Origin of the sequence: Flagellimonas taeanensis (assembly GCF_003584105.1) — a bacterium.
GTDB classification, from domain to species: Bacteria; Bacteroidota; Bacteroidia; order Flavobacteriales; family Flavobacteriaceae; genus Flagellimonas; species Flagellimonas taeanensis.
Genome location: NZ_QXFO01000022.1, coordinates 182,671 through 198,287 on the forward strand (window position 1 = coordinate 182,671; position 15,617 = coordinate 198,287).

The 15,617-nt window shown below is 46.8% G+C and carries 12 protein-coding genes; 7 read left to right on the top strand and 5 right to left on the bottom strand.

The window, feature by feature from the left end; translation table 11 throughout:
• The first annotated feature begins 8 nt into the window (after positions 1 to 8).
• From D2V93_RS11080 to D2V93_RS11100, 5 genes are read left to right on the top strand one after another with little or no spacing between them, the layout of a single operon-like run.
• Entirely contained in the window at positions 9 to 1,685 is a 1,677-nt protein-coding gene (locus tag D2V93_RS11080) for a ribulokinase (protein ID WP_119619604.1), read from the top strand.
• A gap of 3 nt (positions 1,686 to 1,688) precedes the next feature.
• Positions 1,689 to 2,390, top strand: a complete 702-nt coding sequence (locus tag D2V93_RS11085; RefSeq protein ID WP_119619532.1) for an L-ribulose-5-phosphate 4-epimerase — start codon at positions 1,689 to 1,691, stop codon at positions 2,388 to 2,390.
• Positions 2,391 to 2,407: 17 nt separating this feature from the next.
• Positions 2,408 to 3,913: an L-arabinose isomerase gene (araA, locus tag D2V93_RS11090; protein WP_119619533.1), complete on the top strand. Its 1,506-nt coding sequence runs from the start codon at positions 2,408 to 2,410 to the stop codon at positions 3,911 to 3,913.
• Between the two features lie 42 nt (positions 3,914 to 3,955).
• A complete protein-coding gene (locus D2V93_RS11095; protein WP_119619534.1) occupies positions 3,956 to 5,140 on the top strand; it encodes an aldose epimerase family protein in 1,185 nt (394 codons plus the stop codon).
• Between the two features lie 7 nt (positions 5,141 to 5,147).
• Entirely contained in the window at positions 5,148 to 6,767 is a 1,620-nt protein-coding gene (locus tag D2V93_RS11100; protein WP_119619535.1) for a sodium:solute symporter, read from the top strand.
• A gap of 219 nt (positions 6,768 to 6,986) precedes the next feature.
• Here D2V93_RS11100 and D2V93_RS11105 read toward each other — a convergent pair whose 3' ends face one another.
• The 3 genes from D2V93_RS11105 to D2V93_RS11115 are packed head-to-tail and all read right to left on the bottom strand — an operon-like array spanning position 6,987 to position 12,458.
• Positions 6,987 to 8,297 carry a TolC family protein gene (locus D2V93_RS11105; protein ID WP_119619536.1) on the bottom strand — a complete coding sequence of 437 codons (1,311 nt, stop codon included), beginning with the start codon at positions 8,295 to 8,297 and terminating at the stop codon, positions 6,987 to 6,989.
• The gene (locus tag D2V93_RS11110; protein WP_072881390.1) at positions 8,287 to 11,385 is read right to left on the bottom strand and encodes an efflux RND transporter permease subunit; all 3,099 of its coding nucleotides are present in this window, start codon (positions 11,383 to 11,385) and stop codon (positions 8,287 to 8,289) included. The genes D2V93_RS11105 and D2V93_RS11110 overlap by 11 nt, the downstream gene beginning before the upstream one ends.
• On the bottom strand, positions 11,382 to 12,458 hold the full coding sequence (locus D2V93_RS11115) for an efflux RND transporter periplasmic adaptor subunit (protein ID WP_119619537.1): 1,077 nt from the start codon (positions 12,456 to 12,458) through the stop codon (positions 11,382 to 11,384). Before D2V93_RS11115 ends, D2V93_RS11110 begins: the two co-directional genes overlap by 4 nt.
• Positions 12,459 to 12,724: 266 nt before the next feature.
• Here D2V93_RS11115 and D2V93_RS11120 point away from each other — a divergent pair, with 266 nt between their 5' ends.
• Both D2V93_RS11120 and D2V93_RS11125 read left to right on the top strand, forming a co-directional pair.
• A complete protein-coding gene (locus D2V93_RS11120) occupies positions 12,725 to 13,570 on the top strand; it encodes a universal stress protein (protein ID WP_119619538.1) in 846 nt (281 codons plus the stop codon).
• Positions 13,567 to 14,436: a universal stress protein gene (locus tag D2V93_RS11125; protein ID WP_119619539.1), complete on the top strand. Its 870-nt coding sequence runs from the start codon at positions 13,567 to 13,569 to the stop codon at positions 14,434 to 14,436. Before D2V93_RS11120 ends, D2V93_RS11125 begins: the two co-directional genes overlap by 4 nt.
• Positions 14,437 to 14,461: 25 nt before the next feature.
• Here the strand turns inward: D2V93_RS11125 and trxA are convergent, their stop codons facing one another.
• Both trxA and D2V93_RS11135 read right to left on the bottom strand, forming a co-directional pair.
• Positions 14,462 to 14,761 (bottom strand): thioredoxin, encoded by a 300-nt coding sequence (gene trxA / locus D2V93_RS11130; protein ID WP_119619540.1) that lies wholly within the window; start codon positions 14,759 to 14,761, stop codon positions 14,462 to 14,464.
• Between the two features lie 157 nt (positions 14,762 to 14,918).
• Positions 14,919 to 15,515, bottom strand: a complete 597-nt coding sequence (locus D2V93_RS11135) for a Crp/Fnr family transcriptional regulator (protein WP_177190061.1) — start codon at positions 15,513 to 15,515, stop codon at positions 14,919 to 14,921.
• Positions 15,516 to 15,617: the final 102 nt, after the last annotated feature.

The window sequence follows — 15,617 nt, forward strand, 5'->3', positions numbered from 1 at the left end:
CCCACACAATGAAAGCATACGTAATAGGACTTGATTATGGTTCCGATTCGGTAAGGGCTGTACTGATCGACACCCAAAATGGTACAGAGCTGGCCTCTGAAGTGTTTTGGTATCCCAGATGGAAGGCGCAAAAATATTGCAGGCCGGAGATCAACCAGTTCCGTCAGCATCCATTGGACCATATCGAAGGATTGGAGCAGACCATACGGGCCGTGATGAAGCAAAGCGGCGTGTCCCCGGAAACCGTCAAGGGAATCTGTATCGATACCACTGGATCTTCCCCAATGCCGATTGCCGAAGATGGAACAGCATTGGCCATGGTGCCAGGATTTGAGGAGAACCCAAATGCCATGATGGTGCTTTGGAAAGACCATACCGCAGTAAAAGAGGCCAACGAGATCAACGAATTGGCCCGAACTTGGGGAGGGGAAGATTTTACCAAATACGAAGGGGGCATCTATTCTTCCGAATGGTTCTGGGCCAAAATACTCCATGTGGCCAGAGCTGATAAAGAGGTGGTCAATGCCACCCATACTTGGATGGAACATTGTGATTATGTCACCTATCTTCTGGCTGATGAAAAGGATCTTAAAAAATTCAAGAGAAGCAGATGTGCAGCAGGCCACAAGGCGATGTGGCACGAAAGCTGGGGCGGACTTCCAGACGCGGAATTTTTAGCAAAACTGGACCCTTATCTGGCATCGCTTCGCGGAAACTTATACCATGAAACCTATACTTCCGATGAGGTGGCAGGCCATCTAAATAAAGAATGGGCAAGTAAACTGGGTTTGACCACCAACACGGTCATTGCCGTAGGAACTTTTGATGCCCATGCAGGTGCCGTAGGTGCCAAAGTGGACCATCATGCCCTGGTCAGGGTCATGGGGACTTCCACATGCGATATTATGGTGTCTCCCAAAGAAGCAGTGGGCAGCAAAACGGTCAAGGGAATCTGCGGGCAGGTAGATGGTTCCGTAATCCCGGGAATGATTGGGCTTGAGGCAGGGCAATCCGCTTTTGGTGATGTGCTCGCATGGTTCAAAGATCTATTGGAATGGCCCATGGACCATCTGATTATGGAATCAACCGTGCTTTCAGAGGCGCAAAAACAAGAACTTCAGGCTGAAGTGGAATCAAAATTCATTCGCACCTTGTCCGAACAAGCAGAGGGGATTCCTTTGACGGAGTCTGTTCCCATTGCTTTGGATTGGGTGAACGGGCGAAGGACACCGGATGCCAATCAAGAGTTGAAAAGTGCCATTGCCGGTATCTCATTGGGGACCACGGCACCACATATATTCAAATCCTTGGTGAATGCTATCTGTTTTGGTGCCAAAATGATCGTGGACCGTTTTGAAGAAGAAGGGGTAAAGATCGAGACCGTGATCGGTATCGGTGGGGTGGCACGAAAATCCCCTTTCATTATGCAGACTTTGGCCAATGTGCTGAACATGCCCATCAAGGTGGCCGAGTCCGATCAGGCCCCTGCATTGGGAGCGGCAATATATGCGGCCGTGGCATCGGGAATCCATAAAAATGTGATCGAAGCTAGCAAGATCATGGGCAGTGGCTTTGAAGCGGAATATGTGCCAGAGCCCTCCCAAGTGGAGACCTATGCCCAATTATTGGGAGAATACAAGGCCCTTGGGAGCTTTGTGGAAGAACGAACCAACAAAAACAAATAAGATATGGGCTCAAAATACAAATCGCTTAAAGAAGAATGTTATGAGGCCAACATGGAGCTGAATGCCCTTGGTTTGGTCATCTATACCTTTGGGAACGTGAGTGCCGTGGATAGGGGAAATTCGGTTTTTGCCATCAAGCCCAGCGGTGTGCCTTATGAAACATTAAAACCTGAGGATATTGTCATCGTGGATTACGATAACCAAGTGGTGGAAGGGAAATTAAGACCTTCATCAGACACCAAGACCCATAGCTATCTCTACAAAAATTGGGAAAACATCGGCGGAGTGGCACACACCCATGCCATGTATTCCGTATCCTGGGCACAAGCCCAATTGGACATCCCGATTTTTGGTACCACCCATGCGGACCATCTCACACATGACATTCCCTGCGCCCCGCCCATGGCGGACGAACTCATCCAAGGGAACTACGAGCACAATACCGGAATCCAAATCTTGGACTGCTTCAAGGAAAGAGGGTTGGATCATAATGAAGTGGAAATGATATTGATAGGAAACCATGGTCCGTTCGCTTGGGGCAAAAATGCGGCAAAAGCGGTCTATAACACCAAAGTTTTGGAAACCGTGGCACAAATGGCCTATTTGACCCTACAGATAAATCCCGATGCACCAAGACTAAAAGAATCACTCATAAAAAAACACTACGAGCGTAAGCATGGTAAAAATGCCTATTACGGTCAATAATATAATTTTACATCTAAATGAAAATAGCTTCTAAAGAAATCTGGTTCGTGACCGGAAGTCAACACTTATATGGCCCAGAAACCTTGAAACAGGTGGCCTCTAATTCCCAAAGTATAGTGGACGGACTCAATGGATCGGGCCAATTGCCCATCAACTTGGTCTTTAAACCGATAGTGACCACTCCCGATGACATCCTAAAATTGTGCCGCGAAGCCAGTAACGACCCTTCCTGTATCGGCCTGGTAGCTTGGATGCACACCTTTTCGCCTTCCAAAATGTGGATTGCCGGACTTACTGCACTGAGCAAACCCTTGTGCCACCTGCATACCCAGTTCAATGCAGAGATTCCCTGGGAAAATATCGATATGGACTTCATGAACTTGAACCAATCTGCTCACGGTGACCGGGAATTTGGATTTATGATGTCCCGCATGCGAAAGAACCGAAAAGTGATTGTGGGCCATTGGAAAAGTGAAAGGGTGCAACAAAAACTGGGTGTTTTTGCCCGTGTGGCGTTGGGCGCCGATGAACTTCGGCATATGAAAGTGGCCCGTTTTGGGGACAATATGAGGGAAGTAGCCGTTACCGAAGGTGATAAAGTGGCCGCACAGATGCGTTTTGGTGTGGCTGTCAATGGATATGACTCTTCGGATATCACGGGCCGTATCGATGCGCTGGACCAAAAGGGAGTGAATCAACTCCTTGAAGAATATGAAACGACATATACCCTGTCGGATGCATTGCAAAAAAATGGAGCGAAACGCCAATCCTTGGTGGAAGCGGCCAAAATTGAACTCGGACTTCGCACATTTTTGGAAGAAGGAGGCTTCAAGGCATTTACCGACACCTTCGAAAATCTGGGCGTTCTAAAACAATTGCCAGGAATTGCCGTGCAAAGGCTCATGGCCGATGGTTATGGATTTGGGGGCGAGGGTGACTGGAAAACAGCGGCCATGCTCAGGAGCATGAAGGTGATGGCCCAAGGACTGAAAGGAGGCACCTCTTTTATGGAAGATTACACCTACCATTTTACCCCGCAAAAGGAATATGTGTTGGGATCCCATATGCTGGAAATCTGCCCGTCCATAGCCAGTGAAAAAGCTTCATGTGAGGTACACCCCTTGGGAATCGGGGGCAAAGAAGACCCTGTTCGGTTGGTCTTCAATTCCCCTGCGGGAAATGCGATCAATGCTTCTTTGGTCGATATGGGAAACCGCTTTCGGTTGATCGTCAACGAAGTGGAGGCTGTGGAGCCTATGGCCAATTTGCCAAAATTGCCCGTTGCTAGGGTGCTTTGGGAGCCAAAACCCAACCTGGACATAGCGGCAACGGCATGGATCTATGCAGGTGGCGCACACCATACCGTGTATTCCCAAGCATTGGACACTGAATATATGGAAGATTTTGCCGATATTTTCGGAATTGAACTCTTGGTGATCGATGCCGATACCAAGATCAGGAATTTCAAAGACCAATTGCATGCCAATGAAGCCTACTATCATTTGTTTCAGCATGGTATGTAGCCAATACAGACTAAAGATTAACTAACAAACAAACAGATTATCATGAGGACAGCACAACCTTCCCTTTTTTGTTTTGTTTTTCTCCTAACACTTTTAAATTTGGGATGTAAGGAAAACAAAAAAGAAAGCCAACCAAGTATGGAAACCACAGATGCCCAACAAGGGAAAGATTTTATTGAGAAGCGCATTTTTGGAAAAATGCCGGATGGGCAGACAGTGGAAAAATACACCTTGAGGAATGCCTCGGGAATGGAAATCGATGTGATCACCTATGGTGGTATCATCACACGTTGGACGGCCCCGGACAAAAATGGTTCGTATGAAGACATTGTCCTAGGGTTTGACGATTTGCAACAATACCTTGATGGAAACCCCTATTTTGGGGCCTTGATAGGCAGATACGGCAACCGTATCGCCAACGGAAAGTTCAGTTTGGATGGTGAGACCTATACCCTCGCTACCAACGATGGCGAGAATCATCTCCATGGTGGCGAAAAGGGCTTTGATAAGGTACTTTGGCAAGCCAAAGGGGAGAGTGCCGCCGATGGTGCATCACTGGAGCTGATCTATACCAGTGCCGATGGGGAGGAAGGATATCCAGGCAAACTGGACGTGAAGGTCACCTATACCCTGACTGGCGACAATGAACTGGATGTGCGCTACGAGGCCACAACGGACAAGCCTACCATTGTGAACCTTACCCAACACAGCTACTTTAACCTTTCGGGTGATTTTACCCAAAGTGTACTCGATCACGAACTTTTCTTGGATGCCGACAGTTATCTGCCCGTTGATGGTGGACTTATCCCGACTGGGGAGTTTCGTGATGTGTCGGGAACCCCGTTTGATTTCAAACAACCCAAATTGATAGGCAAGGAGATCAATGCCGAAGATGGGCAGTTGAAATTGGGCAAAGGATATGACCACTGTTGGGTACTCAATCCCAAAGAAGGCAATTATGGTCTGGCTGCAGCCGCATATCATCCTAAAACGGGACGTTTATTGGAGGTGTATACAAATGAGCCCGGAATTCAATTCTATAGCGGAAACTTTTTGGATGGCACCTTGCCCGCACAAAAAGGTGGAACCTATGGGCAAAGAGCAGGATTTTGTTTGGAGACCCAACATTATCCCGATACCCCCAACCAAGAAGGATTTCCTTCCGTTAGGCTGAACCCTGGCGAGACCTATTCATCCAGGACCACGTTTAAACTATCTACCAAATAAGCAGGACATGAGGACATTGGATACTTTTGATTGGATTACTATATCCGCTTATTTTGTTGTGCTTTTAGGAATCGCCGTTTGGGTGATACGCAAGAAAAAGGAAAGCACGGAAGATTATTTCCTTGCCGGTAGAAATGTGGGATGGTTTGTGGTGGGTGCCTCCATTTTCGCCTCCAACATAGGTTCCGAACACGTTGTGGGACTTGCTGGTGCTGGTGCCGGTAACCGTTTGCCCATGCTCATTTATGAGATACAGGCATGGGTGGTGCTCATCTTGGGATGGGTATTTTTGCCTTTCTATGCACGGGCAGGTGTCTTCACTATGCCAGAATTCTTGGAGAAGCGTTTTGATGCACGGTCCAGATGGATTCTTTCCGTATTTTCCATTGTGGCCTATGTGCTCACCAAAATATCGGTGACCATTTATGCAGGTGGAATCGTGGTTTCTGCCTTATTGGGCATCGATTTCTGGACGGGGGCCATCGCTACTGTGGTCTTGACAGGGGTCTATACCGTTCTGGGCGGGATGCGTGCCGTGGTCTATACCGAAACCCTTCAGGCCATAATATTGGTTATCGGTGCTGCTGCCCTTACCCTCATCGGTCTGGACCATGTGGGAGGTTGGCAGAGCATGAAAGAGACCGTTACCCCGGAATACCTTAATATGTGGCGATCCGCTTCCGATCCCGATTTCCCATGGCCATCCCTTTTTATTGCGAGTACGATCACGGGAATTTGGTATTGGTGTACGGATCAGTACATTGTCCAAAGGGCTCTTACGGCAAAGAACATCAAAGAGGGTAGGAGAGGGACCATTTTTGGCGCCCTGTTGAAGTTGATGCCTGTTTTCCTCTTTCTGATTCCTGGCGTTATTGCTTTGACCTTAAAAATGCGCGGTGAACTGGATTGGGACAGCCCAGATGAGGCTTTCCCCGTTCTGATGAGCAACCTGTTGCCATCCGGATTGCGCGGTCTGGTCGCGGCAGGACTTTTGGCAGCATTGATGAGTTCCCTGGCCTCTGTTTTCAATTCATGTTCCACGCTGTTCACAGTAGATATCTACAAAAAATTACGACCCAACACACCAGAGAAAAAATTGGTAAGGACGGGACAGATTGCTACGGTGATCGTGGTGATCATCGGTATCATTTGGATTCCTATCATGGCCAACATATCGGGAGTCCTTTACGAATACCTTCAAAGTGTACAATCCTATATAGCCCCGCCGATCACGGCCGTTTTCCTGTTGGGGATATTCCACAAGCGTATCAATGCACAAGGAGCTTTTATCACCCTTGTTGTTGGATTTATAGTGGGGGCACTAAGGATTATTCTGGAATTGGTGAAAGAATCCTTGGATCCTGGAAGTTTCTGGTTCCTTTTGGGAGATATGAACTTCCTATCCTTTGCATCGTGGTTCTTCCTGTTCTGTATCGTGTTGATACTGGTGGTAAGCTATGCGACCAAGGCACCTTCGGAAGAAAAATTGCAGAACCTCACCTATGCCACTATTTCTGAGGAGGAAAAAAGTAAGAACAAAAGCAGTTACAACTGGAAGGACATTGTCATTTCCCTCCTTATTGTGACCATTGTCATCTATGTGATGGTGTGGTTCAATGGGAAGTAGTATTGTCCAAAGAACTTCTTAGCTGTCAGTTCGAGCGCAGTCGAGACCTACATCCGTATCAAAACCAATAGGTTTCGACTACGCTTAACCTGACAACACCTGAATTTGATTCAAGGAATATCCGAATATCAGCATAGATTTAAGACAAAGTCCAGTTTCTTGACTCTAAAAGCGAAGCGGTCTTTTATATGCCCTGTATCAAGACAATAGTTTTGAGGTTTATATCTCCAGGTTTCCCGCCAATTGTTTCAGCACAATCTCGGATAGTTTGGCCTGGAATTTTGCATTGCTGAGCCGTACACTGGCATTGATGTAGTTCAACTGTGCCGTTCTGAACTCTATGGTGGGAATGATACCGATCCGGTATTTTTCCATGGTAATCTCCAGATTTTCTTTGGCAATGCTCTCGTTCCTTTCTTCAAGCTCCATGAGGCTTATGTTGGTCAGATAGGTCTGGTAAGTGGTGTTCACCAAAGATATCAGCGCCTGTTCTTGTTGGGCAATGGCAATTTCAGCATTCTCTAGGGCCACTTTTCCCATTTTCTCGTTCCTGTTCTGGTTGAAACCATCGAACAGATTAAGCGTAGCCCCGAAACCATAGCTGAATCCCTTGGATTCTGAACTTATGGCAAAGCCCAACTCTGATTTGGAATTGCCAATGTTGTACCCAGAGGTCACAAATACGGACGGATAACGGGCCGCCTTGATCTGCTTGAGTTCCAGTTCGCTGATGCGCTTGTTTATTTTTTCGGCCTGCAGTTGTGGGTTTTCCTCAGCTACCTTGGTTTCCAGTTCGTCCAACACCAATTTCTGGTCCACGAAAATCTCAGGAATTACCTTGAAATCGATTTTCAGGTCACGGGCCAATTGTTCATTCAGTTGGGTCTTGGTGTTCTTGTAGAGTTCTTGTTGGCGCTGCATCAGGGTCTGGTCCGTATTGAGGTCCACTTGGGCGTTCAGTACTTCCAATTTGGATGCCTTACCTATGGTAAAACGGTTCTGGGCCAGTTCCACACGTTGCTCCGAAATGATGAGGGTACTGTCCAAGGCAGATAGCTGTTGCTGTTGTTGTACGAGGTCATAGTAGGTGATCATGACCTCTCCAACAGTGGTCAAGATCGCCTGTTTCAATTCGGCTTCACCCAATTTTTTGGTTTCCTTCAGCTGCTCGTAATTGGCGAACATGCGAAGACCATCAAAAACGGTCCACTCCAAGGCCACACCATAATTGAAGTTGCTGTTTTTTACATTGTCCCGATCCTGAACAGTACCATCATTACGGACTTGGGTCAAACTTTGTATGGTGTTGTTGTCATTCAGATTGGCCCCGACCTGAGGAAGCATTCCAGCCTGTCCCGGGGTAGTGCCCAACGCGTCTATCTTCAGTTCGTTACGGGCTGTCTTTATTTGATAATTGTTCTCAAGGGCTATTTTGACCGCATCTTGCACGGTAAGGATTTCCTGTGCATTGGCCAAAGCAATGCTGCCCAGTACGAATATAAAAATGCTTATTCGCTGCTTAATGTCCATGTGAGGAAAGTTCTAAGTTTTTGAATTCTGGACGAATGACTTTTTTTCTGGACCACATAAGGTACAGGGCCGGGATGATGAACAAGGTGAGCACCAAGGAGAACAAGGTGCCACCAATGATCACAACGCCCATGCCGGTACGACTGGCAGATGCGGCACCGAGCGACAGTGCTATGGGGAGTGCTCCCAACGCAATAGTGAGACTCGTCATCAATATGGGCCGTAACCGTGATACCGATGCCCTCATGATGGCGTCCATTTTGGATAGACTCTGGTCCTCTTCTTGTAACTGATTGGCAAACTCAACGATAAGAATCCCGTTCTTGGTCACCAAGCCTATCAGCATGATGGTACCGATCTGGCTGAAAATATTCCAAGTTTCGCCGAACAACCACAACGAAAACATTGCTCCGGCAACGGCCATGGGCACGGTAAGGATGATGATGATAGGATCAATAAAACTTTCAAACTGGGCAGCGAGTATCAGAAATATCAACAGGAAAGCAAGGCCAAACGCAAATGCGGTGTTGGAGCTACTTTCAACAAAGTCGCGGGATTCACCGCCAAGATCGGTGGTAAATGTGTCGTCCAAGACCCTGTCCTTTATGGCGTTCATGGCGTCAATTCCATCACCGATACTCTTGCCTGGGGCCAAATTGGCCGAAACTGTTGCCGACATATATCGGTTGTTGTGGAACAATTGTGGCGGACTGCTGTGTTCTTCGGTCGTCACCAAATTGTCCAACTGGATGAGCTGGCCCTCGTCGTTTTTTACAAAAATGGAGGTAAGGTCCGTGGGATCGTTGCGATCTTGCTTGTCGAACTGACCGATTACCTGATATTGTTTTCCGTTCATCAAAAAGTACCCAAAACGTTGCCCGCTCAAGGAAAGTTGTAAGGTTTGTGCCACATCCCGTACGGAAACCCCGAGGCTTTCCGCTTTTTCCCTATCAATGGAGACGTAGATTTCTGGCTTGTTGAACTTTAGGTTCACGTCCACAAAGGAGAAGGTTGGGTCTTTTTCTGCCTCGGCCATGAACTCAGGAACCTTTTCTTGCAACTTTTCAAAATTCTTTGCTTGGATGATGAACTGTATGGGCGGTCCTCCGCGTCGGTTTACCGAGATGGTGGGCCTTTCGGATACATTCGATCTTCCGCCGACATAGGCCTTGGCCCATTCTCCAAGATCCTGGGCTATTTCCTGTTGGGAGCGTTCCCGTTCACTGGGATCTACCAAAGCTACATTGGCCCTTCCACTGTTCACCGATGAGGTGCCAAACCCAGGGGAGGTCAAGATGAGACTGACTTTTTTCTCTGGGATGGAGTCATTGATGAGTTCCGTGATCCCGTTCATCAACTTGTCCATGTATTCATAGGAAGACCCTTCGGGAGCGGTAACGCTCAACCTCACAAAGCTACGGTCGTCATAGGGTGCAGTCTCTTTTTGGAGCAGGGAATAGAAAAGCACTATCAATCCCAGACATCCGATAAGAATGGGGAAACTGAGCCATTTCTTCTGCATGAACTTTCCCAAAGCACTTTTATAGGATTCGTTCATGGCCACAAAATATTTTTCAGTAACCTGATAAAATTTTGATTTACTCTGCTTACCTGGTTTGGTAAGGTATGCATTCAACATGGGCGTGAGCGTAAGGGAAACAAATGCCGAAACCAATACCGCTGTCCCCAAAACCACACCGAATTCCCTGAACAATCGACCCACAAAACCTTCGAGGAAGATAACGGGCAGAAACACTGCTGCAAGGGTGATGGAGATGGAGATGACCGCAAAAAAGATTTCCTTGGAGCCTTTTACGGCCGCTTCAATGGGATTCATGCCCTCCTCAATTTTTTTATAGATATTCTCCGTGACCACAATACCGTCATCTACCACCAATCCAGTGGCGAGCACGATGGCCAATAGGGTAAGCACGTTAACGGAGAATCCCAAGAGCCACATGAAAAAGAAAGTAGCGATCAGCGAAACAGGAATGTCCAACAAAGGACGTAAGGCCAGGGACCAGTTCCTGAAGAACAGATAAATTACCAAGATGACCAGGATAATGGATATCAGAATGGTCTCCGCAACTTCTGTCACCGCTTTCTTTACGAATACGGTATCGTCGATAACAACATTCAGTTTAAAATCTTCGGGGAGGTCGTTCTGTAATTTTTCATATTCTTCATAAAAGGCATCGGCGATTTCGAGATAATTGGTCCCAGGTTGGGGAATCACGGCAACGGCCACCATGGGCTGTCCAGAATCACTCATTTTGGTTTCCATGTTCTCGCCTTCAAGGCTGGCACGGCCTATATCGCTCAATTGTACCAATTTTTCACCGTCGGCCAATATGATGATGTTGTTGAACTCCTCTTCGGTATTGAGGTTGCCAAGGGTTTTTACGGTCAGTTCGGTATTGTCCCCTGTAAGTTTACCAGAGGGCAATTCGATGTTCTGGGCCAAAAGTGCAGCGCGCACATCGGCCACGGTAAGTCCGTAGGATGCCAGTTTTAAGGGATCTATCCATAATCTCATGGCATACCTTCGTTGTCCCCAGATCTGCACTCCACTCACTCCGGGAATGGTCTCGATCCGTTGGGCGATCACATTTTCGGCATAGTCCGAAAGCTCCAGAATATTTTTGTTGTTGCTCTGGACGGTCATGGAGATGATTCTGTCGGCATCGGCATCGGCTTTCGACACTACGGGCGGCGCATCCAGATCTTCGGGCAAGCTACGCAAAGATTGTGATACTTTGTCGCGTACATCGTTTGCGGCAGCTTCCAGGTCCTTATCCAGTTCAAACTCAATACTGATGGAACTGGAACCCTGTACACTTGATGATGTAATGTTGCGTATCCCATCGATGGAGTTGATGGCTTTTTCCAGAGGCTCGGTGATCTGGGACTCAATGATATCGGCATTTGCTCCAGAATAACTGGTTCGAACCGATACCACTGCAGGGTCTATGGAGGGAAACTCCCGAACACCCAAGAAAGTGTAACCAATGATCCCAAAAAGGATGATGGTTATGTTCATCACAATGGTGAGGACCGGCCTTTTGATGCTTATCGTGGAGAGATTCATTGTGTTTGGGTCAAGGGTTCAAGTTCTTCGAGAACGACTTTCACCGGAGAGCCGTTCTGCAGTGCCATCACACCATAGGTGAGTATGGTGTCGCCAGGGTGGAGATTGGTCAGCACCCGAACCACTTTGCCGGTACGCGCCCCGATTTCAACATCCACTTCTTTGGCCTTTCCATCTTCCAGGATAAAGATCCTTTTTCCATTTTGTACGGGAATCAATGCTTCTGAGGGCACCAGTAGGGCGTTGTCCACTGTTTCCAAAGGCAACTGGACACTGGTGTAGGCGCCTGGATATAGTTTGTTGTCCCTATTATCCATGATAGCCCTCATCCTGAGGGTTCTGGTGGTGATGTCCACTTCAGGGTCTATGGCATAGATGGTGGCACTGTATTCTTCCCTTGAATCGGAAGCGGTAAAGGTCAGCACAGTGCCCACTTTTACTTGTGAAGCATATTTCTCAGGAACCGAGAAGGTGATTTTCAGTTCGTCGGTATTCACCAATTTGGCAATGACTGTAGTTGGGGTCACATAGGTGCCCTCGGAAATGGCACGCAGGCCAATGGTTCCTGAAAATGGGGCCCTAAGGGTAGTTTTGGACAATTGCGCCTGAATCAGTTCGGCTTCGGCACTTGCCGATTGGTAGTCCGCACTGGCAATATCGTATTCTTCTTGGCTTATGGCCTGTTTTTCCAACAACAGCTTTGCCCTTCGCTCATTTTCAGAGGCCAATTTTTTTGCGGTCAGCGCCTTGGAAAGCTGGGCACGTAGCTCAATATCGTTCACTTTTAACAGTACCTGCCCTTTTGATACTTTACTTCCTTCCTTGAAATTGATGCTCTCGACAATTCCCGATACTTCGCTTCTGATCTCGATCTGTTCATTGGCTTCGAGAGTCCCGGCTATGGAAATGTTGTCCTTAAAGATCTGGGGTTTTAGGACCATGCCGGAAACTGTGGGGATGCTGGGGCCTGGACCGCCCGATTTGCCCACTTCTGCATTGGACTTGATTCTGTAGGCGATGAGTGCACCTATTCCAATGACTAATAGGATGTAAACAATGTTTCTTACTTTCATTTTGGTTTGGTGGATGGGAACACTATTTTAAAAAAATAGTGTACGGTCAAAGATAAAGTTTACCTGTTGTTCCATGAAGATCGATAAGGGTATTTTAACACAGGAAACCTTTGAACGTCCACTTGTTATGGGTTAACGACGAATACTGGGGCACAAACCGCATTTCAACTACTGAACTGTTAATTTTTTTTTTTGCCCTCGGGATTGACCAATGTCATTTCACGTCCAAAAAGTGACCTTTATCTTTGGGTAAAACAGAGATTCCGATGAAAACCGTACTGATCCCCACAGATTTCTCCACAAATGCGCTCCAGGCGCTCAAGTATGCCCAAGAACTCTTCAAATGTGAGCGGGCATGCTTTTTTGTGTTACATGCCTATGCGGAACAGGTGTATGGGATGTATGGGACCACTCCGCGGGAAGATGTTGACAAGCTCAAAAAGGAGATAAGTGAGCAAACACAGAAGAAATTGGATCAAATGCTGGAACCCATCATTGGAACGCCCCCGAACCCTTTGCACAATTTTGAGGCCATCGCCTGTTTTGACAGTTTGGTGGACGGGATAAACGATGTGGTGGATGAAATGAACATAGACCTGGTCATTATGGGGACCAAAGGGGAGACCAGTGACCATAAGACCACTTTTGGAAGTTACACCATAGAAGTCTTTAAATATGTAAAGTGCCCCGTACTGGCCGTTCCCGAAGGTTTTGGGTATAGGCAGCCCAAGACCTTTCTTTTTCCTACGGACTATATGCTTCCCTACAAGCGGAGGGAGTTGAAACTTTTGGATGATCTGGCCAGCAAGTTCAAGTCGGAGGTACATTGTCTCTACATTACGGATTTTGATGACCTCAGCCCACGGCAACTGGACAACAAACATTTTTTGGAGGGAACACTTTCCCGCTCTTATCTGTTTTTTGAAACCATGCCCATAAAGAACAGGGCAGAGGCCATTTTGGAACAATTGGAACAGAAAGCAGCCGATATGTTGGTCATGGTGAACTCAAGACACTCTTTTTTTGAGGATATGCTCTATCGTTCCACAGTGGACCTTTTGAGCTTGAAATTGAAAATACCCTTCTTGGTGATGCAAAACTTGAATAGATGAAAAAGGTAAACAGGAAACGGGTGGTGCTGCCCACGGATTTTTCAAGTAATGCATGGAATGCGATAGTGTACGCGCTGACCCTGTTCAAGGATGTACCCTGCGATTTCTTTCTCCTGAACGCCTTTCAGGTGGGCACTTCTGGGTTGAGCACCAGAATGGGGCAGGCGAACGATACCCGTTTGTTCCATTTGCTGAAGGAGCAATCGGAACGCGACCTCAAAAGGACTTTGGAACAGGTGGAGGATATGGATCTCGGCCCAGAACATACTTTTGAGACCGTATCCATTGCTGACAACCTTGTCAATGCCATTGGGAAGACCGTGTACAACAAAGGGATGGATTACATCATCATGGGCACCAAGGGCGCCACGGGTCTCAAGGAAGTGTTCATGGGCAGCAATACGTACAAGATCATCAAGGAAATTGATTTTTGCCCCATAATCGCTGTTCCGGAGGATTTCAAAAGTGACGGGAGCATCGATACCATTTTATTGGCCACAGGATACGAGCACCTTTTCGAATCCTATGAACTCAGGCCACTTCTGCAACTTGCCAAACTCTTTGGTTCCAAGATTTGGATAACCCATGTGGGCAATTTGGAGGAACTGACACCAGAGCAACAGGCATCGAGAAATATCATCAAAAAGCAGTTGAAGACGGTGGTATATGACTTTGTGTCGGCGGAAAAGGAGACTTCCATCAACCATACCATCCAAAAAATGGTACAAGCGAACAGCAACATTCACATGGTGGCAATGATCAATCAGGATAGGGGCTTTTTTGAGCGTCTGACCCGTGAGCCTGTGATCCAAAAAGTTTCCTTCAATTCCAAAGTACCCTTTTTGGTCATCCACTTGTTCGAGTAAGGGCGGCGGGCAAATTATGCGGACATCACAGATAGGACCTTACCACTTGCAACAACTCAGATTTTTGAAGCACTCCCGATTGTCTCCAGAGCTGTTTCCCCTTTTTGAAGAGCATCATGGTGGGTACGCCCCTTACCTGATATGTGCTGGCAAGGGATGGGTTTTTGTCCACATCGATCTTTACGATTTTTAGCGGGTCGCCCACTTCATCTTTTACCTCTTTAAGGATTGGGGCAAGCATCTTGCAGGGGCCGCACCATTCTGCAAAGAAATCGATGAGCACTAGTTGGTCCGAATGTATCAGGGCAGAAAAACTTCCTTTCATGGTTCAAAATAATGATGGTATGCAATTTAAAGAATCTGAATGGCTTTGAAATTGACGGATATCATTTTCATGCTTTTTCTTGAAAAAGGATTTTTGGGAGCTGGAAACGGGATGAAATAAGCCTGTGTCTATGCCTTACCAATAAGGAAATCTTCGGTCATGCATTTTCTTTCATCAGCCTTGAGAGCGTTTCGGGCCTCATCGCCAAAAAGGAGGCCAAATATTTTCTTGGGATCCTATTGACAATCTGGGCCTTGCTGTTCTCCATGAAATAGATGAGACGTTTTCGGGCATTGGGTATCCTGGCCAAATATACCCTGTGCTCGGCAAGAATGTAGTATTCTTCCAGCATGATCCTGTTGATCTGTCGCATTTCAGGAAAATTTTCCAGACAATATTTATAATCATCATACTCCAAATAATCACAATACGTGTCTTCAAGACTTTGGATGTATTCACGGCTCTTCTCGTTCCTGAAAAAGCCTGTTATGGATGTAAATATTTCATTTTCAGCATCTATCCATGTGGTTATCTCCGTAGATCCGCTGATGAAGTAGCCCCTTACCATGCCCTGTTTGATAACATATAGCCTATTGCAGATTTCCCCCTCCTTGCTTATGATCTCATTTTTGTCAAAAACACAGCTCTTTATCTTCTGGATCAAAAAGGCCTTAAGGCTGGGACTAAGGGGGTAAATGGAATTGAGGTAGAGGATGATGAACAGGTTTTTCTCAATGCTTTGGTTTGCTAACATGAAACTGGTTGTTTTTTGATTGGATAAATTGTTTTGCAAAAATAACACATAGAAGTGAACTGAAGTTTTTTCTTGTCGGGGGTAAAAACGTATGTCCTGGTC

What these genes read in the sequence shown, in the direction of transcription:
- D2V93_RS11080 (WP_119619604.1), top strand. Translation starts at nt 9, where the DNA reads ATGAAAGCATACGTAATAGGACTTGATTATGGTTCCGATTCGGTAAGG.
- D2V93_RS11085 (WP_119619532.1), top strand. Translation starts at nt 1,689, where the DNA reads ATGGGCTCAAAATACAAATCGCTTAAAGAAGAATGTTATGAGGCCAAC.
- araA (WP_119619533.1), top strand. Translation starts at nt 2,408, where the DNA reads ATGAAAATAGCTTCTAAAGAAATCTGGTTCGTGACCGGAAGTCAACAC.
- D2V93_RS11095 (WP_119619534.1), top strand. Translation starts at nt 3,956, where the DNA reads ATGAGGACAGCACAACCTTCCCTTTTTTGTTTTGTTTTTCTCCTAACA.
- D2V93_RS11100 (WP_119619535.1), top strand. Translation starts at nt 5,148, where the DNA reads ATGAGGACATTGGATACTTTTGATTGGATTACTATATCCGCTTATTTT.
- D2V93_RS11105 (WP_119619536.1), bottom strand. Translation starts at nt 8,297, where the DNA reads ATGGACATTAAGCAGCGAATAAGCATTTTTATATTCGTACTGGGCAGC.
- D2V93_RS11110 (WP_072881390.1), bottom strand. Translation starts at nt 11,385, where the DNA reads ATGAATCTCTCCACGATAAGCATCAAAAGGCCGGTCCTCACCATTGTG.
- D2V93_RS11115 (WP_119619537.1), bottom strand. Translation starts at nt 12,458, where the DNA reads ATGAAAGTAAGAAACATTGTTTACATCCTATTAGTCATTGGAATAGGT.
- D2V93_RS11120 (WP_119619538.1), top strand. Translation starts at nt 12,725, where the DNA reads ATGAAAACCGTACTGATCCCCACAGATTTCTCCACAAATGCGCTCCAG.
- D2V93_RS11125 (WP_119619539.1), top strand. Translation starts at nt 13,567, where the DNA reads ATGAAAAAGGTAAACAGGAAACGGGTGGTGCTGCCCACGGATTTTTCA.
- trxA (WP_119619540.1), bottom strand. Translation starts at nt 14,761, where the DNA reads ATGAAAGGAAGTTTTTCTGCCCTGATACATTCGGACCAACTAGTGCTC.
- D2V93_RS11135 (WP_177190061.1), bottom strand. Translation starts at nt 15,515, where the DNA reads ATGTTAGCAAACCAAAGCATTGAGAAAAACCTGTTCATCATCCTCTAC.